Source organism: Streptomyces sp. NPDC087420 (assembly GCF_044744165.1).
GTDB lineage: Bacteria > Actinomycetota > Actinomycetes > Streptomycetales > Streptomycetaceae > Streptomyces.
Genome location: NZ_JBIUXU010000015.1, coordinates 200830 through 226902, shown reverse-complemented (window position 1 = coordinate 226902; position 26073 = coordinate 200830). Strand labels below are relative to the sequence as shown.

Below are 26073 nucleotides of genomic sequence, written 5' to 3'. Positions count from 1 at the left end.
GGCCCGGTCATGAGCTGACGCGGGCGGGTTGTCCCGAGGGGGCCGGCGCGGGCCCGGGGGCCGCTCGGAGCGTGAGGACCATGGTCATGCCGCCGCCGGGGGTGTCCTCGGCGGCGAGGGTGCCGCCCATGGCCTCGGCGAAGCCGCGAGCCACCGCGAGGCCGAGGCCGACCCCGGCGCCGCGCGGCGCGTCGCCATGGCGCTGGAAGGGTTCGAAGATGCGGTCCTTGGCATCGTCGGGGACACCGGGGCCGCTGTCCACGACGCGTACCTCGACGCGCGTGCCGAGGGTGCTGGCCGCGACGACGACGGGCTGTCCGTAGGGGCTGTACTTGACGGCGTTCTCCACGATGTTGGCGACCGCGCGCTCCAGGAGACCGGGGTCGACGGCGACCATGGGCAGCGATTCGGGGACGTCCAGGACGACGCTGCCGTCGGGTACGCCTCCCAGCGCCATCGGGACGACCTCGTCGAGGTCTATCTCGCGGATCAGGGGGGTGACGGTTCCGGTCTGGAGGCGGGACATGTCCAGGAGGTTCCCCACCAGGTGGTCCAGGCGGTCGGCGCCGTTCTCGATGCCCTCCAGCAGCTCCGCCCGGTCCTCCTCCGACCACTCGACGTCGTCGGAGCGCAGTGAGGTGACCGACGCCTTGATGCCCGCCAGCGGGGTACGGAGGTCGTGGCTGACCGCCGCGAGCAGCGCCGTACGGATCCGGTTGCCCTCCGCCAGCGCCCGCGCGTGCTCGGCCTCCCCCACCAGCCGCTGCCGGTCCAGCACCACCGCCGCCTGCGCCGCGAAGGCCGCCAGCACCCGCCGGTCCTCCGCCGGCAGCACCCGACCCGACAGCGCCAGCGCCATGTGGTCCCCCACCGGCATGTCCACGTCGGCGGCCTCGGGGCGGTCCACGGGCGCGGGCCCCACGCTGCCCGCGCGGGTCCAGGGCTCGACGTCGCCGCCGCGCTCCAGGAGGGCCACCGACTCCATCGCGAACGTCTCGCGCACCCGCTCCAGCAGGGCGTCCAGCGTCGTCTCGCCGCGCAGGACACTGCCCGCGAGGAACGACAGGATCTCGGACTCCGCCCGCAATCGGGCGGCCTGGTGGGTACGGCGGGCCGCCAGGTCCACCACCGACGCGACGGCCACGGCGACCGCGAAGAAGATCGTGATGGCGACGAGGTTCTTGGGGTCCTGGATGGTGAGGGTGTGGGTGGGCGGGGTGAAATAGAAGTTCAGCAGCAGGGTGCTCACGGCGGCGGAGGCGAGGGCGGGCCGCAGCCCGCCGAGCAGCGCGGACAGCACGGTCAGGAACAGGAAGAGCAGGACGTCGTTGGCGAGTCCGAGTGTGTCGTGGAGGGCTGTGAGCAGCAGCGACAGCAGGACGGGCGCGACCACCCCGACCAGCCAGCCCCAGATGATCCGCTGACGGCCCAGGCGCGCGCCGCGCGCCACCGGCAGGCCGCGCCCCTTGGCCACCTCCTCGTGCGTGACGATGTGGACGTCGAGATCGGGGCCCGACTCCCGGGCCACGGTCGTGCCGACGCCGGGGCCGAACACGTACTGCCAGGTCTTGCGGCGGCTGGAGCCCAGCACGATCTGCGTGGCATTGACGCCCCGGGCGAATTCGAGCAGCGCGGAGGGGATGTCGTCGCCGATGACGTGGTGGAAGGTGCCGCCGAGGTCTTCCACGAGGGTGCGCTGGACGGTGAGTTCCTTGGGCGACACGGCGGTGAGGCCGTCGCTGCGCGCTATGTAGACGGCGAGCACCTCGCCGCCCGCGCCCTTCTCGGCGAGGCGGGCCGCGCGGCGGATGAGCGTACGGCCCTCGGGTCCGCCGGTCACGCCGACGACGATGCGTTCGCGGGCCTGCCAGGTGGAGCGGATGTTGTGCTCGCCCCGGTACTCCTGGAGGTATTCGTCCACCCGGTCCGCCACCCAGAGCAGCGCCAGCTCACGCAGCGCGGTCAGGTTCCCGGGCCGGAAGTAGTGGGAGAGGGCCGCGTCGACCTTGTCGGGTTTGTACACGTTCCCGTGGGCCATGCGGCGGCGCAGGGCCTGCGGGGACATGTCGACCAGCTCGATCTGGTCCGCCCGCCGCACCACCTCGTCCGGTACGGTCTCCCGCTGCCGTACGCCCGTTATGGACTCGACCACGTCACCGAGTGATTCCAGGTGCTGGATGTTGACGGTGGAGACGACGTCGATGCCGGCCCTGAGCAGGTCCTCGATGTCCTGCCAGCGTTTTTCGTTGCGGGAGCCGGGGACGTTCGTGTGGGCCATCTCGTCCACGAGGGCGACGGCGGGGTGGCGGGCCAGGACGGCGTCCACGTCCATCTCGGTGAACAGCGTCTCCCGGTACTCCAGCTCCCGGCGCGGGACCTCTTCGAGGCCGTGCAGCATGACTTCCGTACGGGACCGGCCGTGATGCTCGACGAAGCCGACGACGCAGTCCGTACCGCGCTCGACCCGGCGGTGGGCCTCGGAGAGCATCGCGTACGTCTTGCCGACCCCGGGCGCCGCACCCAGATAGATCCTCAGCTTGCCGCGTCCCATGGCCCCATTGTCGTCTTCCGTACGCTCCGGCGCGTCCGGCCCGCGGTGGTCGTCGCGGGCCGGACGGGCCGGGTGGTGTCCTGGCGCGGTCAGCCGGCCAGTTCTTTCAGGGCGGTGTTGAGGGCGAGGACGTTCACCGTGGGCTCGCCGATGAAGCCGAGCGTGCGCCCGTCGGTGTGGTCGTCGACCAGCCGGCCGACCTGTGCGGCGGTGAGGTGGTTGCGCTCCGCCACCCGGTTCACCTGGAGCCGGGCGTAAGCCGGTGAGATGTCCGGGTCGAGGCCCGAGCCCGAGGAGGTCACCGCGTCGGGCGGCACCTCGGAGGGCTCGACCGGGTTGCCGGGGGTGGAGTTGTCCTTCACCACGGCGGCCTTGGCGTCCTTGACCCACTGGATCAGCTCTTCGTTGTCGCCCGAGCGGTTGGTCGCCCCGGAGAGGATCAGCTTGTACTGGGTGTTGACGGAGTTGCTGCCCAGGCCGTTGGAGGGGCGCGGCTGGAACCACTTGAGGTCCGGCGCGGGGGTCTCCTGGCCCTTCTTCAGCGGCAGGTCGTAGCGCTGGCCGATGAGCGAGGAGCCGACGACCCGGCCGTCCGATGTCACCTCGGAGCCGTTCGCCTGATGGGAGAAGAGGCCCTGGGCGACGCCGGTGACGGCCAGCGGGTAGAGCACGCCGCACAGGACGGTGAGGACGATGAGGGCGCGCAGGGCGGCCCCGAGGAGCCGTGCGCCGCCACTTGCGGAGCTGTTCATGAGAGACATGCCGTTCACCCGATGCCGGGGATGAGGGAGAGGAGCAGGTCGATGATCTTGATCCCGATGAACGGGGCGATCAGCCCGCCGAGGCCGTAGATCCCCAGGTTTCTCCTGAGCATCCGGTCGGCGCTCGTCGGCCGGTAGCGCACGCCCCGCAGGGCGAGCGGCACCAGCGCCACGATGACCAGCGCGTTGAAGACGACGGCGGAGAGGATCGCGGACTCGGGCGAGGACAGGTCCATGATGTTGAGCCGGTCCAGGCTCGGGTAGGCGACCGCGAACATCGCGGGGATGATCGCGAAGTACTTCGCGACGTCGTTGGCGATGGAGAAGGTCGTGAGCGCGCCGCGCGTGATGAGCAGCTGCTTGCCGATCTCCACGATCTCGATGAGCTTGGTGGGGTTGGAGTCCAGGTCCACCATGTTCCCGGCCTCCTTGGCGGCCGAGGTCCCGGTGTTCATGGCCACGCCCACGTCCGCCTGCGCCAGCGCCGGAGCGTCGTTCGTCCCGTCGCCGGTCATGGCGACGAGCTTGCCGCCCGCCTGTTCCCGCTTGATGAGGGCCATCTTGTCCTCGGGGGTGGCCTCGGCGAGGAAGTCGTCGACGCCGGCCTCCTCCGCGATGGCGCGGGCCGTGAGCGGGTTGTCGCCCGTGATCATGACGGTCCTGATGCCCATACGGCGCAGCTCGGCGAACCGCTCGCGCATGCCCTCCTTGACGACGTCCTTGAGGTGGATCACCCCGAGGACCCGGGCTCCCGCGCCGTCCTCCACCGCGACCAGCAGCGGGGTGCCGCCCGCCGTGGAGATCCGCTCGGTGAGGGTCCTGGCCTCGGCGGAGGCGCGGCCGCCGCTCTGCTCGACCCAGGCGACGACCGAGCCGGTCGCGCCCTTGCGGATACGGCGGGTGGCGCCGTGCTCCGTGAGGTCGACGCCGGACATCCGGGTCTGGGCGGTGAAGGCGACCCACTCGGCGCCGGCCAGTTCGCCCCGGCCGCGCTCGCGGAGCCCGTACCGCTCCTTGGCCAGGACCACCACGGACCGGCCCTCGGGGGTCTCGTCGGCCAGCGAGGAGAGCTGGGCGGCGTCCGCGAGTTCGGCGGCCGTCACTCCGGCGACCGGGACGAACTCGGCGGCCTGCCGGTTGCCGAGGGTGATGGTGCCGGTCTTGTCCAGCAGGAGTGTGGAGACGTCCCCTGCGGCTTCGACGGCCCGGCCCGACATGGCGAGCACGTTGCGCTGCACCAGCCGGTCCATGCCCGCGATGCCGATCGCGGAGAGGAGCGCGCCGATGGTGGTCGGGATGAGGCAGACCAGCAGGGCCGTCAGCACGATCAGGGACTGTCCTGCGCCCGCGTAGACGGCGAACGGCTGGAGGGTGACGACGGCGATCAGGAAGACGATCGTGAGGGACGCGAGCAGGATGTTCAGCGCGATCTCGTTGGGCGTCTTCTGCCGGGCCGCGCCCTCGACCAGTTTGATCATGCGGTCGATGAAGGTCTCGCCGGGCTTGGTCGTGATCTTGATGACGACCCGGTCGGAGAGGACCTTCGTACCGCCGGTGACGGCCGAGCGGTCGCCCCCGGACTCGCGGATGACGGGCGCGGACTCGCCGGTGATGGCGGACTCGTCGACGGAGGCGACCCCCGCGACGACGTCCCCGTCGCCGGGGATGATGTCCCCGGCCTCGCAGACGACCAGGTCGCCGATGCGCAGCTCGGTGCCGGGCACCCGCTCCTCGGCGCGGCTCGCGGGGTTCCTCTCCACGAGCCTGCGGGCGACGGTCTCGGTCTTGGCCCGGCGCAGGGTGTCCGCCTGCGCCTTGCCGCGGCCCTCGGCGACGGCCTCCGCCAGGTTGGCGAAGATCGTGGTCAGCCAGAGCCAGGCGGCGATGGCCCAGCCGAACCAGTCCCCCGGATGAGTGAGGGCCAGGACGGTGGTGAGGACGGAGCCCACCTCCACCACGAACATCACGGGCGACTTGACCATCACCCTCGGGTCGAGCTTGCGCACCGCCTCGGGGAAGGACGTGATCAGCTGCTTGGGATCGAACAGACCCCCGCCGACGCGGCCGTCCCCCGGGCCGTGGCCGCCGGGTATGTCGCTGTGCGGCGCACGGGTCGGAGTGACAGTGGACATCGGATCCTCGTGCTCGGGACGGACGCTCATGACCCCAGCCCCTCGGCCAGCGGGCCCAGGGCCAGCGCCGGGAAGTAGGTCAGAGCGGTGACGATCAGGATCGTGCCGACGAGCAGCCCGACGAAGAGCGGCTTGTGGGTACGGAGGGTGCCCAGCGTCTCGGGCACCGGTTTCTGCTCGGCGAGCGAACCGGCCAGGGCGAGGATGAACACCATGGGGAGGAAGCGGCCGAGCAGCATGACGATGCCGAGGGTGGTGTTGAACCACTGGGTGTCGGCGTTGAGCCCGGCGAACGCCGAGCCGTTGTTGTTGGCCGCCGAGGTGTACGCGTACAGGATCTCGGAGAAGCCGTGGGCGCCGGAGTTGGTCATGGAGTGGCCCGGGGTGGGCAGGGCCATGGCCACGGCGGTGAAGCTCAGGACCAGCGCCGGGGTGATCAGGATGTAGAGCGCGGCGAACTTGATCTCGCGGGTGCCGATCTTCTTGCCCAGGTACTCGGGCGTCCGTCCGACCATCAGGCCGGCGAGGAACACCGCGATGAGCGCCATGATCAGGATCCCGTAGAGACCGGAGCCGACCCCGCCGGGCGCCACCTCGCCCAGTTGCATGCCGAGCAGGGCGATACCGCCGCCGTAGCCGGTGAACGAGGAGAGGAAGGCGTTGACCGCGCCGGTGGAGGTGAGGGTGGTGGCCACCGCGAAGATCGACGAGCCGCCGACCCCGAAGCGGGTCTCCTTGCCCTCCAGGGCGCCGCCCGCGGCCTGGAACGCGGTTCCGCCGTGGTGGAACTCCGTCCACAGCATCAGGGCGGTGAAGCCGATCCAGATCACCACCATGGCGGCGAGGATCGCGTAGCCCTGCTTGACGCTGCCGACCATCCTGCCGAAGGTGCGGGTCAGGGCGAACGGGATGAGCAGGATCAGGAAGATCTCGAAGAGGTTGGAGATCCCGTTGGGGTTCTCGAAGGGGTGGGCGGAGTTGGCGTTGAAGTAGCCGCCGCCGTTGGTGCCCAGCTCCTTGATGGCCTCCTGGGAGGCGACGGCGCCGCCGTTCCACTGCTGCGAGCCGCCCATGAATTGCCCGACCTCGTGGATGCCGGCGAAGTTCTGGATCGCGCCGCAGGCCACCAGGACGATCGCGCCGATGACGGCGATCGGCAGCAGGATCCGTACGGTGCCGCGCACCAGGTCCGACCAGAAGTTGCCCAGCTCGCCGGTGCGGGAGCGGGCGAAGCCCCGTACCAGCGCCACCGCGACGGCCATGCCGACGGCGGCCGAGAGGAAGTTCTGGACGGCGAGGCCGCCGGTCTGTACGACGTGGCCCATGGCCTGCTCGCCGTAGTACGACTGCCAGTTGGTATTGGAGACGAAGGACGCGGCGGTGTTGAACGCCTGGTCCGGGTCGATGGAGGAGAAGCCCAGCGAGCCGGGCAGACCGCCCTGGACCCGCTGGAGCAGGTAGAGGAACAGGACGCTCACCGCGGAGAAGGCGAGGACGCCGCGCAGATAGGCGGGCCAGCGCATCTCGGTGGTGGGGTCGGCGCCGATGATCCGGTAGACGGCCTTCTCGGCCTTGAGGTGCTTGGACGAGCTGTAGACGCCTGCCATGTAGTCGCCGAGGGGGCGGTACGCCAGCCCGAGGGCCACGGCGAGCGCGACCACCTGGAGCACGCTTGCGGGGACGGGACCCATCACTCAGAACCTCTCCGGGAAGAGGAGGGCGAGGACGAGATAGCCCAACAGGGCGACGGCCACGACCAGGCCGGCGATGTTCTCGGCGGTCATAGCTTCGCGACCCCCTTGGCGATGAGGGCCACCAGCGCGAAGACCGCGATCGTGGTGACGACGAAGGCCACGTCGGCCATCGTGTGCTCCTAGATGATTTCCGGGAAATGTGACTTCCTGAGGAAACCCCCTGTTTTGAGCGGTCCCGCAGTTGTTGACGTCTCCCATACGTCCCCGGGCGCCGGCTTGACGGACTCCTTACGGACGGGCCCGTGACCGTCGGACAGGGCACCGGAAAAAGCACCGGAAAAGGCCAGTGGGCCGCACCCCGGCGAAGGGGTGCGGCCCACCGGCCACAGGTTCGGGAAAGGTCGTACGGTCTCGTACGGCGGAGGTCAGCGCACCTCGGTGATCTCGGGACCGCGCTGGAGCGAGCCCATGCCACCGGAGAAGCGGGATCCTTCCTGCTCCTCCTGCTGGACACCCTCGGCGACCATCTGCGCGTCGTCGGGCAGCTTGAGGACGATCGGGTCACGCGGCGCCATCGGGCCGTCGCCGCGGACGACGACGGTGTCCCGGAAGATCTGCTCCAGGAGCCCCGCCGCCTCGGGCTGGACGGCGCCCTGGCCGGAGATCACCCCGCGCAGGAACCAGCGGGGGCCGTCGACACCGATGAAGCGCACCAGCTGGATGCCGCCGGTGCCGTCCGGCAGCTGTACGGGCACCTGGGCCCGCAGCTCCCAGCCGAGCGGGCCCTCGACCTCGTCGATGATGCCGCCCTGCTGGGTGATGCCGGAGGCGATCTCCTCGCGCACCTCGCCCCAGATGCCTTCCTTCTTGGGCGCCGCGAAGGCCTGGAGCTGTACCGCGCTGTCGCGCAGGACGATGGTGGCGGCGACGATCGCGTCACCGGCGACCTCGACGCGCAACTCCATGCCCTCGACCCCGGGGACGAAGACACCGCCCAGGTCCACGCGGCCCTCGTCGGGCTTGGAGACCTCCGAGATGTCCCAGGGACCGTCGGGGCGGGGGGCCGGGGGAAGATTCACCCGGCGGGAGCCCGACGCGGCCTCGGCGCCGGCGTCCGCGTCGACGCCGTCGACGAACTGCTCGGCCTCGCCTGCCGCGTCCGCCGCGTCCTCTGCGGAACCACTCTTCTTGCGACCGAACACGTTACTGTCCTTCCCGGTCTGATACGACCGAAGCGTATCGATTCCCACCCTGTGCGCCGCCCACGGAGGCGTGGCCCCCGGTGGACCCGAAGCCCCCTTCGGCCCGCGCGGACCCGGGAAGCTCCGCCACCTCGTGGAAGCGCACCTTCTCGACCTGCTGGACGACCAATTGGGCAATCCTGTCGAATCGTTCGAACCGCACACCCTCGCGCGGATCGAGATTCACCACGATCACCTTGATCTCTCCACGGTACCCGGCATCCACGGTCCCTGGGGCATTCACCAGGGCGACACCGCAGCGGGCGGCCAGCCCCGAGCGCGGGTGCACGAAGGCCGCGTACCCGTCGGGCAGCGCGATCGACACCCCCGTCGGCAGCACGGCCCGCTCGCCCGGGGCCAGCTCGGCGGCCTCGGTGGTCACCAGATCGACCCCGGCGTCGCCGGGATGCCCGTACGCGGGCAGCGGGACCTCGGGATCGACCCGGCGGATCAGTACGTCAACGGGGGGACGGCTCATGGGTTCACCTCGACGGCGCGGGGGGCGCCTGGCGCGGTCCGCCGGCGGCGGACCGGTGGCGGAACAGTGGCGGCACGTTACTCACAGCCGCAGACCTTACCCGCGCGGTGGTCCCCGGACAGCACCGTGCCAAGCTTGCGCCCATGGAGCCATCCGCCACGCGCTACGACGAACGTCTGACCGCGCCCCCTTCCTGGTGGGCGATCGCCGCCCTCACCGGGGTCGCGGGCGGTCTGATCCTGCTGCCTCTCGGGCCACTGCCGCTGCTGGGCGGAGTGATCGTCGCGGGGGCCTTCGCCGCCGTGCTGGTCAGCTCCTACGGATCCGTGCGGATCCGGGTCGTGGCGGACTCCCTCGTCGCGGGCGACGCCCGGATCCCGGTCACGGCGCTCGGCGAGGCCGAGGAGCTGGACGAGGAGGAGGCGCGGGCCTGGCGGCTGCACAAGGCCGATCCCCGGGCCTTCATGCTGCTCCGCAGCTATGTGCCGACCGCGCTGCGGATCCCGGTCACGGATCCGGACGACGCGACTCCGTACCTCTACCTGTCCACCAGGAACCCGCGGGCGCTGGCGGCGGCGCTGGAAGCGGTACGAACGGGCTGAGCGCCCGAGACCGCCCGTATGCCCCGAGGCCGGCTGTGCGCCCGAGGACCGGGCGGCCGGCTCAGGCGCCGGCGGAGGGGGCCGGCCCGCTCAGGGCCCCAGCTCCTCGGGCAGCTCGGGCGGCAGCTCCCTGGGCTGCTCCAGCGGGGGCAGCTCGGGCAGTGCCTCCCAGGGCACCTGCCGCGAGCGCAGGTCCTTGCGGACGCGCCCGGCGACCTTCTGGGTGTCCCGGCGGTTCATCATCGCGCCGACGGCGGCGCCGATCATGAACGGGACCAGGTTCGGCAGGCTGCGGACGGTGCGCTTCATGATCTGCTGGCGCAGCTCGCGCTTCATCCGGCCGCTCAGCGCGCTGTTGATCGTCGACGGACGCGTGACGTCGACCCCGCGCTCCTCCGTCCACGCGGTCAGATAGGCGAAGCCGCGCTCCTTGACCGTGCCGGGCGGCCGCTGTCCGTAGACCTCGTGCAGCTCGGCGATGAGCTTGAGCTCGATCGCGGCGACGGCGGTGATCTCCGCCGCCAGCTCGGCGGGCATCGCGGGCGGCACGGGCAGCATCGCCGCCGCGCCGATGCCCGCGCCCACCGTCGAACTGCCGTTCGCGGCGCCCGCGATCAGCTTGTCGGCCAGTTCCTCGGGTCCGAGACCCGGGAACTGGCGGCGAAGCGTCGCCAGATCGCGGACCGGGACCCGAGGAGCGTTCTCGATGATCCGGTCGGCGAGATGGCCGAGCGCCGCCTTGGCGCCCACGCCTCCTTTGCGTACTCCCCGTGTGACGGCTGCCAGGCGCCGGCCCTTGGTCCTGGGGCCGTCGTGGTCGTCCTGGGCCGCTTCGAGCGAGACCGGCAGGCCTCGCTCGTCGTCGTCCGGGTCCGGAAGGAGCAGGAGAGCGGCGTGCTCGGCGGGAGGCTGAGGGCCTCCTGCCGGGCCTGAGCCGCTCTCGAACGCCTCCGGTGGACCCGCAGGGCCGAAGCGCCGTTTCCGGGACGGTGAGTCGCCTGTCACGGCCGGCCCGCCCTAGTCGCAGTCGCGGCAGATCGGCTGACCGTTCTTCTCCCTGGCCAACTGGCTGCGGTGGTGCACCAGGAAGCAGCTCATGCAGGTGAACTCGTCGGCCTGACGGGGCAGCACACGGACGGAAAGCTCCTCGTTGGAGAGATCCGCGCCGGGCAGCTCCAGGCCTTCAGCCTGCTCGAACTCGTCGACGTCGACCGCTGAGGTCGACTTGTCGTTCCGACGGGCCTTCAGTTCCTCAAGGCTGTCCTGATCGACGTCGTCATCGGTCTTGCGTGGGGTGTCGTAATCCGTTGCCATGTCGCTCTCCCCCTCTGGGTTTCTGTGGTGTCTCCAGCGCACGTAACGCGTGAGAGGCCGGACTTGTGCCCGACCTGAGGCGGAGATTTTGCCTCACATCAAGGTCTGTTACTCAATCGACACCCAATCGCACTCCTGCTGAGTGATCGACTTCGGGTGGCGAAGGGGACCGTACACGGTCCTGAGGTCGTGCTACACGGGCGCCACCCCGTGTACTTCCCGTGATCCGGGGCCCTGGAAACCCGGACTTTACCGGCTTTCCGAAGGTGGCTTGATCACAGAGAGTGGATGGGCGTGAATTCGACCCTGTGATCGATCACACAAGCCCCAACCTGGCAGGGGCCCCGAAAATTCCGCGCAAAGCGAACAAAAGCCAGCCTCGTCCGGAATGCCGCGAGCAGCATCTCAGACCGGGAGGGTGACCCGCATCACGAGGCCACCGCCCTCGCGGGGCTCCGCGATGATACGGCCGCCGTGGGCCCGGGCCACGGACCGGGCGATCGACAGGCCGAGGCCCACGCCCTTGTCGCTGCCGGTCCGTTCGGTACGGAGCCGGCGGAACGGTTCGAAAAGATTGTCGATCTCGTAAGCGGGAACGACCGGACCGGTGTTCGACACCACCAGGACCGCCTGTCCCGGCTCCAGCGCGGTCGTGACCTCCACCCAGCCGTCCTCCGGCACGTTGTACCGGACGGCGTTCTGGACCAGGTTCAGCGCGATCCGCTCCAGCAGGACCCCGTTGCCCTGGACCACCGCGGGCGACCGCTCCCCGCGGATGACGACGTTCTTCTCCTGGGCCTCACCGAGGGTCTGGTCGACCGCGCGGTCGGCCACCTCGGCGAGATCGACCGGTTTTCGCTCCACCAGCTGGTTGTCACTGCGGGCGAGCAGCAGCAGACCCTCCACCAGCTGCTCGCTGCGCTCGTTGGTCGCCAGCAACGTCTTGCCGAGCTGCTGGAGTTCACTCGGGGCGCCGGGGTCCGAGAGGTGGACCTCCAGCAGGGTCCGGTTGATCGCGAGGGGCGTACGCAGTTCGTGGGACGCGTTCGCGACGAAGCGCTGCTGCGCCGTGAAGGCACGCTCCAGCCGCTCCAGCATCTCGTCGAACGTGTCCGCGAGCTCCTTCAGTTCGTCGTCCGGGCCGTCCAGCTCGATCCGGCGGGAGAGGTCGGAGCCGACCACGCGGCGTGCGGTACGGGTGATCCGGCCCAGCGGCGAGAGCACGCGGCCCGCCATCGCGTACCCGAAGGCGAACGCGATGATGCTCAGGCCGACCAGGGCGAAGAGTGAGCGGGTGAGCAGGTCGTCGAGCGCCTGGGCGCGCTGGTGGTTGACGCAGCTGTTGATCGCCGCGTTGAACTCGTCGGGGGTGGGCCGGTCGTTCGGGAACGAACAGGTGTCGCTGCTCACCGACCCCGAGACGATCTTGAAGGGGAGGTTGCTGCCCACGTGCAGGGCCTGCGCCGCGAGCAGATAGATGATCGAGAGCAGCAGGATCCCGGCGATCAGGAACATCCCGCCGTACAGCAGCGTGAGACGTATGCGGATCGTCGGACGCACCCACGGCAGCGTCTGGTCGGGCCGCCTGGGGTCCCAGGTCGGCTTCGGAGGTGCCGAGGGCGGCACCGGGTTGGTCGCCATCCGCGTCAGATCCGGTAACCCGAACCGGGGACCGTGACGATCACGGGCGGTTCCGCCAGCTTGCGGCGCAGGGTCATGACCGTGACGCGCACGACGTTCGTGAACGGGTCCGTGTTCTCGTCCCACGCCTTCTCCAGCAGCTGCTCGGCCGAGACGACCGCGCCCTCGCTGCGCATCAGGACCTCCAGCACCGCGAACTCCTTGGGGGCGAGCTGGATCTCCTTGCCCTCCCGGAAGACCTCGCGGCGGTTCGGGTCGAGCTTGATCCCCGAGCGCTCCAGGACCGGCGGCAGCGGCACCGTCGTGCGCCGGCCGAGCGCGCGGACGCGGGCGGTCAGCTCGGTGAAGGCGAAGGGCTTGGGCAGATAGTCGTCCGCGCCCAGCTCCAGTCCCTCGACCCGGTCGCTGACGTCGCCCGAGGCGGTGAGCATGAGGACCCGGGTGGGCACCCCCAGCTCCACGATCCGCCGGCAGACGTCGTCGCCGTGCACCAGGGGGAGGTCGCGGTCGAGCACCACCACGTCGTAGTCGTTGACCCCGATCCTCTCCAGGGCGGCCGCGCCGTCGTACACGACGTCGACGGCCATGGCCTCCCGGCGCAGTCCGGTGGCCACCGCATCGGCGAGCAGCTGCTCGTCCTCGACGACGAGTACGCGCACGTCGCTGTTCCTTCCTCTGGTCGCCCGTCACCTGGGATCAGGGCAGGTCGTCGCACTGGGTGTGCGCCTCCATCCTGCCCGCTACGCCCATAAACCGGCGGTAAGACGAGACCGGGCCCCTGTCGCCGCACGGCGCACGGCCCCCACCGGGCACGACGGGAATACTCAGGATTCTTTGAAGAGTTGAGGTTTCTTGAAGACGGAGCCTGGGGAAAACGACTTCACATCCGAGATCACGCCCTGTTTGTGGCATGTCAGGTCCCACAACTGCCCCCCAGAAGGCAGTGGGCGCGTGATCACCCGCCGTCGGCACACCCCCGTGCCATCGACCACGACGTCGGCACACCCCCGTGCCACTGACCCACGACGAGGGGGCGCAATGGACGCATTCACCGCAGGGCTGCTTCAGCGTATAAAAGCCACGGAAACTGATCTCACACATGCCCGGGAAGCGGGAGACGACTTCCTCGCGGACGTCGAGCAGGAAGAGCTGGACGATCTGCGCCGGCTCGCCGCGGAACATGGCGTGGAGGTCGGCGCGGCCAGCGTCTGACCAGCCCGTACGACGCAGCACCACCAAGCAACGCACCACCACCACTGAACACTGATGAACACCGCTGAAAAAACACACGAAGCACACGCATCACACGGATGACACCACTGAGAACAGCCCCGGTGCCGAGGGGACGGCATCGGGGCTGTTCCGTGTGCCCGGACGGGCGGGGGGCCGTATCCGGTCGTACGTACGTGCCGGGCCCTTGCCCCTCAGTCGTGCCAGGCGCCGTACTCCTCCAGCAGTGTCTGGAGCGGCTCGAACACACCGGGCGGGGCGGCCACCGTCAGGTCCCACGCCGGCCGCTCGCCGGGCCGGCCGCCCGTGAGCGCGCCCGCCTCCCGCGCGATCAGGTCCCCGGCCGCCAGGTCCCACGGGTGCAGCCCACGCTCGTAGTAGCCGTCCAGCCGGCCCGCCGCGACGTCGCAGAGATCGACGGCGGCCGAGCCGCCCCGCCGGATGTCCCTGAGCCGCGGGATCAGCCGGCCGGCGATGTCCGCCTGGTGGGCGCGGACGGTGGTGACGTAGTTGAAGCCCGTCGACACCAGGGCGCGCTCCAGCGGCGGGGCCGGGCGGCAGCGGACGGGCCGGTCGTTCAGGAAGGCGCCGCCGCCGAGGACGGCCCGGAAGGTCTCGCGGCGCATCGGGATCTCCACCACGCCCACCAGCCGCTCCCCGTCCCGCTCGGCGGCGATCGACACGGACCAGGTCGGCAGGCCGTAGAGGTAGTTCACCGTGCCGTCCAGCGGGTCGATGACCCAGCGGATGCCACTGGTGCCGGCCGAGCTGGCGCCCTCCTCGCCGAGGAAGCCGTCGTCGGGGCGGTGTTCGGCCAGGTAGCCGGTGATCAGCTTCTCGGCGGCGATGTCCATCTCGGTGACCACGTCGATGGGGCTGGACTTCGTGGCGGCGACGGTGAGGTCGTCCGGCCGGCCGTCGCGCAGGAGCGCGCCCGCGCGCCGCGCGGCCTCCAGGGCCAGGGTCAGCAGTTCACCCGTGAGGGGGTCGGTGGCCGGTGCGTCGGCGGGTACGTCGTGCGAGGGATCGTGCGGGGCGTCGTGCGGGGCGTCGGTCACAGCGGGCTCCTTCAGGCGTACGGACTGTCGGCGCCCGCGGCGGCGGGCCGCGGGGCCCGGGCCGGGCAGCAACCGACCGGGCAGAGGTCGTGGCTGGGCCCGAGCGCGCCCAGGGCGCAGCGCTCCACCGGCCGCCCCCGTTCGGCGGCGGCGCGCTCCAGCAGGAGATCACGTACGGCCGCCGCGAAGCGCGGGTCCGCGCCCACGGTGGCCGAGCGGCGGACGGGCAGGCCCAGCTCCGCGGCCTTGGCGGTGGCCTCGGTGTCGAGGTCGTACAGGACCTCCATGTGGTCCGAGACAAAACCGATGGGGGCCATCACGACGGCGGGGACGCCCTGTTCACTCAGCGTCTCCAGGTGGTCGCAGATGTCCGGTTCGAGCCAGGGGATGTGGGGGGCGCCGCTGCGCGACTGGTAGACGAGCCGCCAGGGGTGCTCGACGCCGGTCTCCGCGCGGACGGCCTCCACGATCACCCGCGCGGCGTCGAGGTGCTGGGCGACATAGGCACCGCCGTCGCCGTGCTCCTCCACGGGGCCCGAGGTGTCGGCCGCCGCGGTCGGGACGGAGTGGGTGGTGAAGGCGAGGTGCGCCCCCGCCCGTACGTCCTCGGGCAGGTCGGCCAGGGAGGCGATCACGCTGTCGATCATGGGGCGCAGGAAGCCGGGGTGGTTGAAGTAGTGCCGCAGCTTGTCCACGCGGGGCGGTTCGATCCCCTCGCCGACGAGGGTGGCGAGGGCGTCGGCGAGGTTCTCGCGGTACTGGCGGCAGCCCGAGTAGGAGGCGTACGCGCTGGTGGCGAGGACGGCGATCCGGCGCCGGCCGTCCTTGGCCATCTCCCGCAGGGTGTCGGTGAGGTAGGGCGCCCAGTTCCGGTTCCCCCAGTAGACCGGCAGGTCCACGTCGTGCGCGGCGAAGTCCTCGCGCAGCGCGTCCAGGAGGGCGCGGTTCTGTTCGTTGATCGGGCTGACGCCCCCGAACAGGAAGTAGTGCTGGCCCACTTCCTTGAGCCGCTCCTCGGGGATGCCGCGGCCCTTGGTCACATTGGCCAGGAACGGAACCACGGCGTCCGGTCCTTCGGGGCCACCGAAGGACAGCAGGAGCAGGGCGTCGTACGGGGTGGTCGGGTGCTGTTCGGGCATGTTTTGATCCTGCCATCCGCCGGGGTACGACGGACCACCGCGCCCCCTCGGGCGGGTGTCTTTCCGCCGCCCGACCCGGCGGCGGACCGGCGCCGGGTCGGCAGCGGACCGGCGGCGGACGAGCGGCGGAAAAAGCGATGGGCACGCCCGTGATCCGACCGTAGGCTGTGGGCGCCTCAGCGATCCCCCTGAGTGATTCCCCGCCGGAGCGTCGTGTGCTCAGTTCCTACCGCTCGATCTTCTCCGCTCCCGGGACCAGGGGTTTCAGCGCCGCCGGTCTGCTCGGCAGACTGCCGTTCGCGATGCTCGGCATCGGCGTCGTGACGATGATCTCCCAGCTCACCGGGCGGTACGGCCTGGCCGGCGCGCTGGCCGCCACCCTCGCCGCCGCCGAGGCCGTGGCGGGCCCGCAGATGTCCCGGCTGGCCGACCGGTACGGGCAGCGGCGGGTCCTGCGCCCGGCGACCCTGGTCGCGGCGGCCGGCATCGCGGGCCTGCTGGTCTGCGCCCATCGGGGCGCCCCGGTGTGGACGCTGTTCGTCTTCGCCGTGGCCGGGGGCTGCATACCGGGCGTCGGGGCGATGGTCCGGGCCCGCTGGGCGGCGATCCTCCGTGGCTCTCCCCGCGCCCTGCACACCGCGCACGCGTGGGAATCGATCATGGACGAGCTGTGCTTCATCGTCGGCCCGATCGTCTCCATCGGGCTCTCCACCGCGTGGTTCCCCGAGGCGGGTCCGCTGCTCGCCGGTGTCTTCCTGGTGGCCGGGGTGCTCTGGCTGACGGCGCAGCGCGCGACCGAACCCGTACCGCAGCCGTGCGAGCGGCACATCCGCGGCGGCGCGCTGCGCTCCCCCGGGCTGCGGGTGCTGGTGGCCACCTTCGTCGCGACGGGGGCGATCTTCGGGGCCGTGGACGTGGTGACGGTCGCCTTCGCGGACGAGCGGGGGCACAAGGCCGCGGCCAGTCTGGTGCTGGCCGGCTACGCGTGCGGATCGTGCCTGGCGGGGATGGTGTTCGGGCTGGTGCACGTGAAGGGCCCGCCCGCCCGGGGGTGGGTGGTGGGGGTCGGTGTGATGGCGCTGAGTATGATCCCCCTCCAACTGGCCGGGAACCTGCCGTTTCTGGCCGTGGCGCTCTTCGTCTCGGGCCTGTCCGTCGCACCGACGATGGTCAGCACCATGGCCCTGGTCGAAGCGCACGTACCGCGCAGCAAGCTGACCGAGGGCATGAGCTGGACGACCACCGGGCTCGCGGTCGGCGTCGCGCTCGGCGCCTCGACCGCCGGCCGGGTGGTGGACGAGGCCGGGACACGGGCGGGGTACGCGGTGCCCGCCGTGGCGGGAGCGCTCGCGGCCGCGGTGGCGTTCCTGGGGTACCGCCGGCTGCGCGAGCCGGTCACTGTTCGGGGAGGGCACGGGCCGGATGAGCAACGACCGTACAGACACGACGAGCAGGACCGCGTGGCGTAACTGGGCGGGCAACGTCACCGCCCGGCCCGCCCGTACGGTCTCCCCCGCCTCCGTGGACGAGCTGTCCGCGGTCGTCCGCAGGGCCGCCGCCGACGGGCTGAAGGTGAAGGCCGGCGGTACGGGGCACTCGTTCACCGCCGTGGCGGCCACCGACGGGGTACGGATACGGCCCGACCTGCTCACCGGCATCCGGGAGATCGACAGGACCGGGAGCCCGGCCACCGTCACGGTCGAGGCGGGGACCCCGCTGAAGCGGCTGAACGCGGCGCTGGCCAGGGAGGGGCTGTCGCTCACCAATATGGGCGACATCATGGAACAGACCGTCGCGGGCGCGATATCCACCGGCACACACGGCACCGGCCGCGAGTCGGCGTCGATCGCCGCGCAGGTGCGGGCGCTGGAGCTGCTCACCGCCGACGGCTCGCTGCTGCGGTGCTCGGCGGAGGAGAACGCGGACGTCTTCGCCGCGGCCCGGGTGGGCCTCGGCGCGCTGGGGGTGATCACGGCGGTCACGTTCGCCGTCGAGCCGGTCTTCCTGCTGACGGCGCGTGAGGAACCGATGAGCTTCGACCGGGTCACGGCCGAGTTCGACCAGCACGTCGCGGAGAACGAGCACTTCGAGTTCTACTGGTTCCCGCACACGGGGAATTGCAGTACCAAGCGGAACAACCGCAGCGCGGGGCTGCCCGCCCCGCTGGGCCGGGTCAGCGGCTGGGTGGAGGACGAGTTCCTCGCCAACGGTCTCTTCGAGGTCGTCTGTTCGGTCGGCAAGGCCGTACCCATGGTCATCCCGCCGCTCGCGCGGGTCTCCAGCCGCGTCATGTCGGCCCGTACGTACACGGACATCCCTTACAAGGTCTTCACTTCTCCGCGCCGGGTGCGTTTTCTGGAGATGGAGTACGCCCTCCCCCGGGAGCACGTGGTGGAGGCGTTGCGCGAGGTCAAGGCGATGGTCGAGCGGTCGCCGCTGAAGATCAGCTTCCCGGTGGAGGTCCGGACGGCGCCCGCCGACGACATCCCGCTGTCGACCGCGTCGGGGCGGGAGAGCGCGTACATCGCGGTGCATCTGTACCGGGGCACGCCCCACCGCTCGTACTTCACCGCGGTGGAGCGGATCATGGTCGCGTACGGCGGCCGGCCGCACTGGGGCAAGGTCCACACCCGGGACGCGGCGTATCTGGCGGGGGTGTATCCGCGCTTCGGCGAGTTCACGGCCGTACGGGACCGGCTCGACCCGGACCGCCTCTTCGGGAACGACTATCTGCGGCGGGTCATCGGGGACTGACGCCTGTCGGGGGCGCGGCCGGGGCCGGGGTCGTGTCCGGGGTCGTGTGCGGGGGCGGGGGCGTGTGCGGGGGCGTTTCCGCGGGCGGGGTGGTGGCGGAGTGCGAGGGCGACGGGGTGGGGGCCGGGGACGCGGGCGGGGTGCCGCCGCCGTTCTGGCCCGTACCTCCGCCGGGGGTGGTGCCGGGCGAAGGTGTCGCCGGGTCCGTACCGCCGCCGGATTCCCCACCGCTGTCGGTGCCGGGCGTGGTGCCGGGGTCCTGGCCCGGGTTTGGGGTGTCGCCGGGTGACCGGGAGGGGGCGGACCGGTCGTGGCCGCCGCCGACGACGGTCCCGACGGTGGTCCCCTTGCCGCCGCTGAGATCGCGGCCCGAGATCAGTTCAAAGCCGGTGATGCCGATCATCGCCACCAGGAAGACCACGACGGCCGCCCGGACGGGGCGCTTCCACCCGCGGACCCGCGTGCCGTGGACGGTGGCCTCGCCGAACTCCCCGGTGGCCTTGCCGAACTCTCCGTCCGGGGTCCCGCGCGGTTGAGCCTTCCGTAGCGATGTCGGGGCGGCCGGCACCTGACGGCCCTTCGGCTTCGCCTGGACCGTCACCACGCGTATCTGCTCGCCGGTGCGCCGGAAGACGTGCTGGAAGACCGACGCCCCGCAGGTGGCGACCACGCTGACGACGCCGGCGCCGATGATCGTGCCGTACACGCCGAGCTGGGAGGCGAGCACGGCCGCCGTGATCGCCGCGACCGCGCTGCCCGCGACCTGCGGCACACTCAGATCCAGCCGCTTCTGTGTCAGTTTTGCGTCGATCTCTCCCTGGTCCTCTTCCTCGTACCTGCCGTCGGTCTTCCTCTGGTCCATCTCCACCCCCTGCCGACCCATCTGTCCCACCCTGCACCAGGAAGGGACCGTTGAGCGAAGGGAATCGTTCCGCTTCTGTGGATTGTGTGAAGCTTGACACGCGTGTGCGACGGTTGCCCGGGCCCAACTCCCGTGCCGGTGGAGAACTTGGGCGGCGTGCCGCTCCACCCGCATGGCCCAAATGGAGTACTGTGGCGAGCCCTGGGGCCGGACTCCCGCGATCCAGGGCACTTGCCCGACACGCCGGGCAGCACGGCAAGGTTGTGGCAGGCTGCACCCGGGCAGGTCACACTCGACTAGCGGAAGCAGCGACGCACGTGACGTCGGCAGGCACCACCCGGGAGGTCCCCATGCCCGAACTGCGTGTCGTGGCCGTCTCCAACGACGGCACACGACTGGTGCTCAAGGCTGCGGACAGCACGGAATACACGCTTCCGATCGACGAGCGCCTCCGGGCTGCCGTCCGCAACGACCGCGCCCGGCTCGGCCAGATCGAGATCGAGGTGGAGAGCCATCTCCGGCCTCGTGACATCCAGGCCCGGATACGGGCGGGCGCCTCCGCCGAGGAGGTCGCGCAGCACGCCGGCATCCCGGTGGACCGGGTCCGCCGGTTCGAGGGCCCGGTGCTGGCGGAGCGCGCCTTCATGGCCGAACGGGCCAGGAAGACCCCCGTACGCCGGCCCGGTGAGAACGCGGGACCCCAGCTCGGTGAGGCCGTGCAGGAGCGCCTGACGCTGCGTGGCGCGGAGAAGGAGACCGTCCAGTGGGACTCCTGGCGCCGCGACGACGGCACCTGGGAAGTCCTGCTGGTCTACCTGGTCGCGGGTGAGCCGCACTCGGCGAGCTGGACGTACGACCCGCCCCGGCGGCTCGTCCAGGCCGTCGACGACGAGGCGCGCGCGCTGATCGGTGACACGGACGACACGCTCGCCACGAAGGAGCCGAGCTTCCCGTTCGTGCCCCGGATCGCCCGGCTGCCGCGTGACCGGCCGATGGACCGCGCACTCGACCGGGGGCCCGAGCGTGCCTCGCCGCCCGAGTCGGACGAGAGCGAGCGGGACTCGCTGACCAGCCTGCTGGAGGCGGTGCCCAGCTTCCGGGGCGACATGGTGGTGCCCGAGCGGCCCGCGCCGCCCGAGCCGCCGGACGTGGATCCGGGGCCGGCCCCGGACGAGGAGGAACCGGTCGCGCCCGCCGCGTCGGCCGGTGCCGGTTCGGCGTACGCGGACGTGCTGATGCCCCGCTCCGTGGCAGGTCATCGCGACCGGCTCACGGGCACGACGGACCGCCAGGCGGAGGCGGACGGCGTTCGCCCGGGCCGCCGGGCGGCCGTGCCGAGCTGGGACGAGATCGTGTTCGGTACGAGACGGAAGAAGCAGGACTAGTCGGAAGCCCGACAGGGCTGGTCAGACACCTGGGAGGAGCGCCGCCCGTACGTGGGCGGCGCTCCTCCTGTCGTACGGGCCGGACTCACGCCGTCGTACGGATCAGGCACAGGCCCTAGCGCGGGTCCGGGCCCGTGGCGACCGGGCGGGACTCGTCCGAGGACCACTCCGACCAGGAGCCCGCGTACAGGGCCGCCCGGTGTCCGGCGATCTCCAGGGCCAGCACCTCATGCGCTCCGGAGACACCCGAGCCGCAGTACACGCCCACGTTCTTGGTCTCCTCCGTGGCTCCCAGCGCGCCGAAACGGGCCGCGAGGCGGTCGGCGGGCAGGAAGCTCCCGTCCTCGGCCACGTTCTCCGTCGTCGGGGCGGACACCGCGCCCGGGATGTGGCCGCCGACCCGGTCGATCGGCTCCACGTCCCCGCGATAGCGCTCCGCCGCCCGCGCGTCCAGCAGCAGGCCCTCGTCCGCCAGCGCCGCCGCGCCGTCCGCGTCCAGCAGCGGCATCCCGCCCGGCACCGGCGCGAAATCGCCCTCGGCCGGAGACGGGGTGTCGGTGGAGAGCGGGCCGGTCCAGGCCGCGAGACCGCCGTCCAGGACCCGTACGTCCAGGTGCCCGGTCCAGCGCAGCAGCCACCAGGCGCGGGCCGCCGCCCAGCCCTGTCCGCCGTCGTACACCACCACGGGCGTGTCCGCCGAGACGCCGGCCCGGCGCATCACCGCGCCGAAGGCCGCCACACCCGGCAGCGGGTGCCGGCCGCCGGCGCCGGCCGGGCCCGCCAGCTCCGTGTCGAGGTCGATGTAGACGGCGCCCGGCAGATGCCCCGCGTCGTACGCGGGACGCCCGGGAGGCCCGCCCAGGCTCCAGCGCACATCCAGGAGTACGGGCGGTCGCGGCCCGGCTGACTCGCTCGCGAGTTGGGCGGCAGAGATGATGGCAGTCATGGATGCATCCTCGCGCATCCTTCCGTACGGCCACCACAACGGTCCGAGGAGCAGTGACGATGACCGACGCACCGGTCCGGCGTACCCCCGGCACACCCTGCTGGGTCAGCCTGATGGTGCACGACGTGCCCGCGACCGAGGCGTTCTACGGCGCCCTGTTCGGCTGGGAGTTCGCGCCGGGACCGCCCGAACTGGGGCTGTACGTGCGGGGCCGGATCGGCGACGACGAGATCGCGGGCATCGGCCAGCTCCAGCCCAACCCGATGCTCCGCGTCGCCTGGTCCACGTACCTGGCGTCGGACGACGCCGACACGACGGCACGCGCGATCAGGACCAACGGGGGTACGGTCGCGGTCCCGCCGCTGGCGGCGGGGCAGGCCGGGCGGCTGTGCATCGCGTCGGACCCGGCGGGCGCGCTGTTCGGGATCTGGGAGGCGGGCACCCATGTCGGCACGATGGTCTCCGGGCCGCACGGCACCCCCGTCTGGTGCGAGCTGATCACGCCGGAGACGGCGTCCATCGGCGCGTTCTACCGGGGCCTGTTCGCGTACGACGAGAGCGCGGCGGGCCCGGCGGGGGGCGACGGTTCCGGCCCGGACGTCCAGACGCTGGCGCTGGCGGGCACGCCGGTGGCCTCGCTGCACGGCATCGGCAGCGGCCGCTTCCGGGAGCGGCACCCGCACTGGATCGTTTACTTCGAGGTCGACGACACGGACGCCGCCGCGCTGCTGGTGACCGAGCGGGGAGGCCAGGTGCTGCGGGCGCCCCGGGACGGCGCGCACGGGCGGACCGCGATCGTCACGGACCCGGAGGGCGCGCTCTTCGGAATCGTACGGTCACCGGACAGGACCGTACGGTCACCGGAGGGTGGGACCGAACGGTCAACCGGAGGTGACGGGCAGGACGTCCGGTGACAGCGCGCCCGCGTGGGAAGCCGCGCTGGTCATCCTGCGGCGGTGGTGGCGCCGGCAGAGCACCTCGTAACCGACGTCCCCCGTCGAGTGGTGCACATCCCCCACCACCACCTGCGCGCCCTCGACCACCATCCGGCCGCCGACCGTCCTCGCGTTGTGGGTCGCCCGCGCGCCGCACCAGCACATGGCCTCGACCTGGAGGGCCTCGATACGGTCGGCCAGCTCGATCAGGCGCTGGGACCCCGGGAACAGCTTCGTACGGAAGTCGGTGGTGATGCCGAAGGCGAAGACGTCCAGGTTGAGGTCGTCGACGATCCGGGCGAGCTGGTCGATCTGGCGCGGGGCGAGGAACTGCGCCTCGTCCACGATCACGTGGTCGGCGCGGCCGCCGCGGGTGATGTGGTCGACGAGGTAGGCGTACAGGTCCATGTCCTCGTCGGCCTCGACGGCGTCCGTGACCAGGCCCAGACGGGAGGACAGCTTGCCCTCGCCCGCCCGGTCGTCACGCGTGAAGATCACGCCCTGGAGCCCACGCGCCGAACGGTTGTGCCCGATCTGGAGGGCCAGCGTGCTCTTCCCGCAGTCCATCTACTAAGAGTCTCCATGAGGTACAAAGCTAGCAGGCGGAGCCTGCAAGTCGCTTGGCGCTCCACAGATGTTGAGTACTCGTCGGTACCACTCGTCGTCACGCTCAGGGGCGGACGAGAGGTGCTCAAGCAGCCATTCTCTGGCGGCCTCCGGGCTTATCGCTCTGTCCCTCATGACGTCTCCCTACGGTGCTCTACGGCACCGGTGGACTTCCGCTCCGGAATCGTGGAGCGGGCAGTGCCGCTCGTAGGTCTGCCCGCAGAAGCGGCAGTTCGGTGCGGCCCGCAGGCCGCACGAGCACACGGGCCCGACCTGCCGGGGCAGGTGCTCCAGCGCCTCGTGCACGACTTCTGCGGGGACGTCGCCCCGGAAGAAGTCCCACGCGTCGCGCGGTTTGAGGAACGCCGGCGCGAGAAGGAAGCGCCCGTCCCCCTTGCCGGTCTTGGTGTCCCAGGCGAGCTGCTGGCCCACGCCGCGTGCGGCGGGACCGCCCTCAACGGCTCGCTCGAACTTCTCCTTGGAGTCCAGGATGCCCCGTGCGCTGAAAGGCCCCAGGACGACCGTGTGGAGCGGTCCTGAGGCCTCGTACCGCAACTGGCCGACGACGGCCATGCGGTGTGTCGTGGCTCTGACGGTGTCGAGCGCGTCGATGACGCGCTCGGCGACCTCAGCTCCCGTTCGGTTCTCGTTCTCCGGGTCCGTCAGCACCGCTTCCACGGCGCTCTGCTCTCGTTTGCTCACGCTTCTCCCGCATCTCCCGGCCACGGGTGCGCCAGTTGCTGACGGTCTGAGCCGTGACCCCCAACTCGTCCGCGATCTCGTATGTCGTGAGCCCCTGCTCGGTCGCGAGGTAAATGCGGATCTTGTCTCGCTCGTCCGCCTGCACGGCGGCCTCGTGGCCGAGCTGGAGTTCTTCCAGCAGCGCCGATCTCACATGATCTGGCATGGCGATCTTCCTTTTCGGCGGCATGACTGTGGGGGTCTCCTATGTGGTCGGTCGGTGGCAGCGCGAAAACAGTGTGCGGCGGGTGAAGGGCTCTCCGCTGCCGCACACACGTCTTGGCAGGAACTTAACCGAACGTGAGCACGAGGGGGACATCATGCATCGAACTCGGTCATCGCGAATCGTTACGCGTGCCTCCAGAAGCGCGTGCGTGACGGCTTGCGGTGCTGGCCCCGCTCGCGCGACTGGACGCGCGTGCTGGGCATGTCGTGCCGGGTGCCCTTGCGCCTGCCACCGCTGTCTGCGGTGACGACGACCTGGACCTTGTGGGGGGAGAGCACCCGCGTGACCATCCCGTACGTCGGTGACAGCCACCCCTGGCGGGGTGGGAGGATCACCGCTGCGCCGGTGCGTAGAGGCAGCGGGGTCTGGGCTGCGAGAGCGACGCTCACGTCTGCTTCCTCTCCTCCGCGATCTTCTTGCCCTTGAGCGCGCGGCCCCTGATGGCGGAGGGCGATACGCCGCCGATGGCGGCGGCCACGTTCGCCTGGCTCAGGACGCCAGCAAGCTCGGCGTCGTAGATGGCCACGAGGAGATCCTCGGCGGCCGTCTCGGCGGCCTCGTACAGCTTCTCAAGCCGCGCCATCGCGCGGCGCTTCTCGGCCCTCGTGGGGGTGCTCACGCCTCCCCCTTGCCGAACTCGAAGCCGATGACGCGCGGCAGGCGCTCCGTGCTGCGCCACGACAGGACGTTCAGCGACTCACCCTGGACGTGGGCGTTCCACGCCTTCACGACGAGCGCGTACGCGTGGTCGCGGCGGCCCTTGTCGCTCGCGAGGCCGACGTGGAAGCGTCGACGCAGGAGGAGCCGGGGGTCACCGGCCTCCAGGCCGGCGCCCGTATGGACACCCTCGATCCATGTACTGATGTCCGGGGCGTACTCCGTACGCGTGGCCTGCGCGAGCGCGGCCAGGTGCGGCCCCGCCGGGATGCCGGCCTCACGCCAGCACGCATGCCCGGATGCGCCGAAGCGCGTCAGCTCGGGCCAGGCGTGGAACGTGGCCACGATCTCCGGTGTGGTGATCTTCGGGAAGCGCGGCATGCCCCACGGGTCATTGTCTGTCAGCGCCGCCAGGTGGCGGGACGCTGCTGCGAGGCTCGTGGCGTACGGCACGCGCAGCACGTGCGCGGCGGTGCGCTTGTAGCCCTGGTCCACGACTTCGAAGATGTCGCGGGGCTCGCCAGGGAAAATCCACATGCGGAGCGTGACGTTGCCGTTGGCCTGCGCCTTCATGCGGTGCTGGCCGGAGATGATCCGGCCCGTGGTGTCGAAGATGTACCCCTCGGGGGTCGCTTCCCGGAAGCGCCCTCCGGTCATGTCCGCCTGGTACTTGGCGGTGACGGCCGCCGACAGCGGCCGGTTGAGCGGGTGGTTGCGGTACGACACCCAGTCGGACGCCATGTCGGGCGTCACCGTGATGATGCTCGGCACGCTGGGCAGATGAAACCGGCTGTTCTCCGGGACCAACTCGTCCCTGACGGGACGCTCTCTCTCGATCGTCATGCGCGGCTTCCTCTCCCTGGAATGAAAGGAGCCCCTGCCATCTCACTATGGCAGGGGCTCCGGTCGGCCACTTGGTTTGAGTTCAGGCTGGCCAGACCTCGCTACAGGCGTCTCCTGGGGTGGGGTTGACGCGTGCCTCACTCGGACTTTCGCTCCACCGGAGGCGCTGGCCGGGCCCTTCGGGGCGTTCCACCCCTTGAGGTGGCCGGCGTTCCTCTTGGATGTGTCCCACAGTCCGGTGGACCTCGCGGGATCGAACCGCGAACCGGGGTCCATG

The 26073-nt window shown here is 71.1% G+C and carries 27 protein-coding genes; 6 read left to right on the top strand and 21 right to left on the bottom strand.

Translation table 11 applies throughout. The annotated features are described in order from the left end of the window. Positions 1-7: 7 nt before the first annotated feature. The 7 genes from ACIO1C_RS29930 to dut all read right to left on the bottom strand — a co-directional run bounded on the left by ACIO1C_RS29930 (position 8) and on the right by dut (position 8857). A complete protein-coding gene (locus ACIO1C_RS29930) occupies positions 8-2551 on the bottom strand; it encodes a DUF4118 domain-containing protein (protein ID WP_401869167.1) in 2544 nt (847 codons plus the stop codon). Between the two features lie 89 nt (positions 2552-2640). Continuing rightward, complete coding sequence (locus ACIO1C_RS29925) at positions 2641-3303, bottom strand: potassium-transporting ATPase subunit C (RefSeq protein WP_401869164.1); 663 nt, start codon at positions 3301-3303, stop codon at positions 2641-2643. 14 nt (positions 3304-3317) lie between these two features. Continuing rightward, complete coding sequence (gene kdpB, locus ACIO1C_RS29920; protein WP_401869216.1) at positions 3318-5444, bottom strand: potassium-transporting ATPase subunit KdpB; 2127 nt, start codon at positions 5442-5444, stop codon at positions 3318-3320. A 26-nt stretch (positions 5445-5470) separates the two neighbouring features. After that, the gene (gene kdpA, locus ACIO1C_RS29915; RefSeq protein ID WP_401869161.1) at positions 5471-7135 is read right to left on the bottom strand and encodes a potassium-transporting ATPase subunit KdpA; all 1665 of its coding nucleotides are present in this window, start codon (positions 7133-7135) and stop codon (positions 5471-5473) included. A 3-nt stretch (positions 7136-7138) separates the two neighbouring features. Next, positions 7139-7228: a K(+)-transporting ATPase subunit F gene (gene kdpF / locus ACIO1C_RS29910; RefSeq protein WP_167025832.1), complete on the bottom strand. Its 90-nt coding sequence runs from the start codon at positions 7226-7228 to the stop codon at positions 7139-7141. A 335-nt stretch (positions 7229-7563) separates the two neighbouring features. After that, positions 7564-8340, bottom strand: coding sequence for a DUF3710 domain-containing protein (locus ACIO1C_RS29905; protein WP_401869158.1), 777 nt, complete (start codon positions 8338-8340; stop codon positions 7564-7566). Position 8341: 1 nt separating this feature from the next. Further along, positions 8342-8857: a dUTP diphosphatase gene (dut, locus tag ACIO1C_RS29900; RefSeq protein ID WP_401869156.1), complete on the bottom strand. Its 516-nt coding sequence runs from the start codon at positions 8855-8857 to the stop codon at positions 8342-8344. Positions 8858-9000: 143 nt separating this feature from the next. Between dut and ACIO1C_RS29895 the strand changes: the two genes are divergently transcribed. Further along, positions 9001-9459 carry a DUF3093 domain-containing protein gene (locus ACIO1C_RS29895; protein ID WP_401869153.1) on the top strand — a complete coding sequence of 153 codons (459 nt, stop codon included), beginning with the start codon at positions 9001-9003 and terminating at the stop codon, positions 9457-9459. A 90-nt stretch (positions 9460-9549) separates the two neighbouring features. Here the strand turns inward: ACIO1C_RS29895 and ACIO1C_RS29890 are convergent, their stop codons facing one another. The 4 genes from ACIO1C_RS29890 to ACIO1C_RS29875 form a co-directional block, all read right to left on the bottom strand. Continuing rightward, positions 9550-10464, bottom strand: a complete 915-nt coding sequence (locus tag ACIO1C_RS29890; protein ID WP_401869150.1) for a hypothetical protein — start codon at positions 10462-10464, stop codon at positions 9550-9552. A gap of 12 nt (positions 10465-10476) precedes the next feature. Further along, positions 10477-10773, bottom strand: a complete 297-nt coding sequence (locus ACIO1C_RS29885; protein WP_030350183.1) for a DUF4193 domain-containing protein — start codon at positions 10771-10773, stop codon at positions 10477-10479. Positions 10774-11178: 405 nt separating this feature from the next. Next, positions 11179-12414 (bottom strand): sensor histidine kinase, encoded by a 1236-nt coding sequence (locus tag ACIO1C_RS29880; RefSeq protein ID WP_401869147.1) that lies wholly within the window; start codon positions 12412-12414, stop codon positions 11179-11181. Between the two features lie 5 nt (positions 12415-12419). Then, on the bottom strand, positions 12420-13073 hold the full coding sequence (locus ACIO1C_RS29875; RefSeq protein WP_161312429.1) for a response regulator transcription factor: 654 nt from the start codon (positions 13071-13073) through the stop codon (positions 12420-12422). A gap of 379 nt (positions 13074-13452) precedes the next feature. Here ACIO1C_RS29875 and ACIO1C_RS29870 point away from each other — a divergent pair, with 379 nt between their 5' ends. Continuing rightward, entirely contained in the window at positions 13453-13626 is a 174-nt protein-coding gene (locus ACIO1C_RS29870; protein ID WP_167025849.1) for a hypothetical protein, read from the top strand. A gap of 212 nt (positions 13627-13838) precedes the next feature. Here ACIO1C_RS29870 and ACIO1C_RS29865 read toward each other — a convergent pair whose 3' ends face one another. Both ACIO1C_RS29865 and ACIO1C_RS29860 read right to left on the bottom strand, forming a co-directional pair. Beyond that, the gene (locus ACIO1C_RS29865; RefSeq protein WP_401869214.1) at positions 13839-14615 is read right to left on the bottom strand and encodes an inositol monophosphatase family protein; all 777 of its coding nucleotides are present in this window, start codon (positions 14613-14615) and stop codon (positions 13839-13841) included. 98 nt (positions 14616-14713) lie between these two features. Further along, positions 14714-15841, bottom strand: a complete 1128-nt coding sequence (locus ACIO1C_RS29860) for a ferrochelatase (RefSeq protein ID WP_401869144.1) — start codon at positions 15839-15841, stop codon at positions 14714-14716. A 215-nt stretch (positions 15842-16056) separates the two neighbouring features. Between ACIO1C_RS29860 and ACIO1C_RS29855 the strand changes: the two genes are divergently transcribed. Next, complete coding sequence (locus tag ACIO1C_RS29855; RefSeq protein ID WP_401869141.1) at positions 16057-17310, top strand: MFS transporter; 1254 nt, start codon at positions 16057-16059, stop codon at positions 17308-17310. Then, a complete protein-coding gene (locus tag ACIO1C_RS29850; protein ID WP_401869138.1) occupies positions 17264-18595 on the top strand; it encodes a D-arabinono-1,4-lactone oxidase in 1332 nt (443 codons plus the stop codon). Before ACIO1C_RS29855 ends, ACIO1C_RS29850 begins: the two co-directional genes overlap by 47 nt. Here ACIO1C_RS29850 and ACIO1C_RS29845 read toward each other — a convergent pair. Beyond that, positions 18582-19457 carry a hypothetical protein gene (locus ACIO1C_RS29845; RefSeq protein ID WP_401869135.1) on the bottom strand — a complete coding sequence of 292 codons (876 nt, stop codon included), beginning with the start codon at positions 19455-19457 and terminating at the stop codon, positions 18582-18584. The genes ACIO1C_RS29850 and ACIO1C_RS29845 overlap by 14 nt on opposite strands. Before the next feature lie 350 nt (positions 19458-19807). Here ACIO1C_RS29845 and sepH point away from each other — a divergent pair, with 350 nt between their 5' ends. Further along, on the top strand, positions 19808-20842 hold the full coding sequence (gene sepH, locus ACIO1C_RS29840; protein WP_401869133.1) for a septation protein SepH: 1035 nt from the start codon (positions 19808-19810) through the stop codon (positions 20840-20842). Positions 20843-20957: 115 nt separating this feature from the next. On the opposite strand, the gene ACIO1C_RS29835 is transcribed toward sepH, so the two are convergent. Then, on the bottom strand, positions 20958-21788 hold the full coding sequence (locus ACIO1C_RS29835) for a sulfurtransferase (protein ID WP_401869131.1): 831 nt from the start codon (positions 21786-21788) through the stop codon (positions 20958-20960). A 59-nt stretch (positions 21789-21847) separates the two neighbouring features. Here ACIO1C_RS29835 and ACIO1C_RS29830 point away from each other — a divergent pair, with 59 nt between their 5' ends. Continuing rightward, complete coding sequence (locus ACIO1C_RS29830; protein ID WP_401869129.1) at positions 21848-22702, top strand: VOC family protein; 855 nt, start codon at positions 21848-21850, stop codon at positions 22700-22702. Here ACIO1C_RS29830 and ACIO1C_RS29825 read toward each other — a convergent pair. The 6 genes from ACIO1C_RS29825 to ACIO1C_RS29800 all read right to left on the bottom strand — a co-directional run bounded on the left by ACIO1C_RS29825 (position 22670) and on the right by ACIO1C_RS29800 (position 25796). After that, positions 22670-23290 carry a thymidine kinase gene (locus ACIO1C_RS29825; RefSeq protein ID WP_401869126.1) on the bottom strand — a complete coding sequence of 207 codons (621 nt, stop codon included), beginning with the start codon at positions 23288-23290 and terminating at the stop codon, positions 22670-22672. The genes ACIO1C_RS29830 and ACIO1C_RS29825 overlap by 33 nt on opposite strands. Positions 23291-23473: 183 nt before the next feature. Next, entirely contained in the window at positions 23474-24031 is a 558-nt protein-coding gene (locus ACIO1C_RS29820) for a hypothetical protein (RefSeq protein ID WP_401869124.1), read from the bottom strand. Next, the gene (locus ACIO1C_RS29815) at positions 23958-24236 is read right to left on the bottom strand and encodes a helix-turn-helix domain-containing protein (protein ID WP_401869121.1); all 279 of its coding nucleotides are present in this window, start codon (positions 24234-24236) and stop codon (positions 23958-23960) included. The genes ACIO1C_RS29820 and ACIO1C_RS29815 overlap by 74 nt, the downstream gene beginning before the upstream one ends. 182 nt (positions 24237-24418) lie before the next feature. After that, a complete protein-coding gene (locus ACIO1C_RS29810) occupies positions 24419-24685 on the bottom strand; it encodes a hypothetical protein (protein WP_401869119.1) in 267 nt (88 codons plus the stop codon). Next, complete coding sequence (locus tag ACIO1C_RS29805; RefSeq protein WP_401869116.1) at positions 24682-24915, bottom strand: hypothetical protein; 234 nt, start codon at positions 24913-24915, stop codon at positions 24682-24684. The genes ACIO1C_RS29810 and ACIO1C_RS29805 overlap by 4 nt, the downstream gene beginning before the upstream one ends. Further along, positions 24912-25796: a hypothetical protein gene (locus ACIO1C_RS29800; RefSeq protein ID WP_401869114.1), complete on the bottom strand. Its 885-nt coding sequence runs from the start codon at positions 25794-25796 to the stop codon at positions 24912-24914. Before ACIO1C_RS29800 ends, ACIO1C_RS29805 begins: the two co-directional genes overlap by 4 nt. Between the last annotated feature and the right edge of the window lie 277 nt (positions 25797-26073).

What these genes read in the sequence shown, in the direction of transcription:
- ACIO1C_RS29930 (WP_401869167.1), bottom strand. Translation starts at nt 2,551, where the DNA reads ATGGGACGCGGCAAGCTGAGGATCTATCTGGGTGCGGCGCCCGGGGTC.
- ACIO1C_RS29925 (WP_401869164.1), bottom strand. Translation starts at nt 3,303, where the DNA reads ATGAACAGCTCCGCAAGTGGCGGCGCACGGCTCCTCGGGGCCGCCCTG.
- kdpB (WP_401869216.1), bottom strand. Translation starts at nt 5,444, where the DNA reads ATGTCCACTGTCACTCCGACCCGTGCGCCGCACAGCGACATACCCGGC.
- kdpA (WP_401869161.1), bottom strand. Translation starts at nt 7,135, where the DNA reads ATGGGTCCCGTCCCCGCAAGCGTGCTCCAGGTGGTCGCGCTCGCCGTG.
- kdpF (WP_167025832.1), bottom strand. Translation starts at nt 7,228, where the DNA reads ATGACCGCCGAGAACATCGCCGGCCTGGTCGTGGCCGTCGCCCTGTTG.
- dut (WP_401869156.1), bottom strand. Translation starts at nt 8,857, where the DNA reads ATGAGCCGTCCCCCCGTTGACGTACTGATCCGCCGGGTCGATCCCGAG.
- ACIO1C_RS29895 (WP_401869153.1), top strand. Translation starts at nt 9,001, where the DNA reads ATGGAGCCATCCGCCACGCGCTACGACGAACGTCTGACCGCGCCCCCT.
- ACIO1C_RS29885 (WP_030350183.1), bottom strand. Translation starts at nt 10,773, where the DNA reads ATGGCAACGGATTACGACACCCCACGCAAGACCGATGACGACGTCGAT.
- ACIO1C_RS29880 (WP_401869147.1), bottom strand. Translation starts at nt 12,414, where the DNA reads ATGGCGACCAACCCGGTGCCGCCCTCGGCACCTCCGAAGCCGACCTGG.
- ACIO1C_RS29870 (WP_167025849.1), top strand. Translation starts at nt 13,453, where the DNA reads ATGGACGCATTCACCGCAGGGCTGCTTCAGCGTATAAAAGCCACGGAA.
- ACIO1C_RS29860 (WP_401869144.1), bottom strand. Translation starts at nt 15,841, where the DNA reads ATGCCCGAACAGCACCCGACCACCCCGTACGACGCCCTGCTCCTGCTG.
- ACIO1C_RS29850 (WP_401869138.1), top strand. Translation starts at nt 17,264, where the DNA reads ATGAGCAACGACCGTACAGACACGACGAGCAGGACCGCGTGGCGTAAC.
- ACIO1C_RS29845 (WP_401869135.1), bottom strand. Translation starts at nt 19,457, where the DNA reads ATGGACCAGAGGAAGACCGACGGCAGGTACGAGGAAGAGGACCAGGGA.
- sepH (WP_401869133.1), top strand. Translation starts at nt 19,808, where the DNA reads ATGCCCGAACTGCGTGTCGTGGCCGTCTCCAACGACGGCACACGACTG.
- ACIO1C_RS29835 (WP_401869131.1), bottom strand. Translation starts at nt 21,788, where the DNA reads ATGACTGCCATCATCTCTGCCGCCCAACTCGCGAGCGAGTCAGCCGGG.
- ACIO1C_RS29830 (WP_401869129.1), top strand. Translation starts at nt 21,848, where the DNA reads ATGACCGACGCACCGGTCCGGCGTACCCCCGGCACACCCTGCTGGGTC.
- ACIO1C_RS29825 (WP_401869126.1), bottom strand. Translation starts at nt 23,290, where the DNA reads ATGGACTGCGGGAAGAGCACGCTGGCCCTCCAGATCGGGCACAACCGT.
- ACIO1C_RS29815 (WP_401869121.1), bottom strand. Translation starts at nt 24,236, where the DNA reads ATGCCAGATCATGTGAGATCGGCGCTGCTGGAAGAACTCCAGCTCGGC.
- ACIO1C_RS29800 (WP_401869114.1), bottom strand. Translation starts at nt 25,796, where the DNA reads ATGACGATCGAGAGAGAGCGTCCCGTCAGGGACGAGTTGGTCCCGGAG.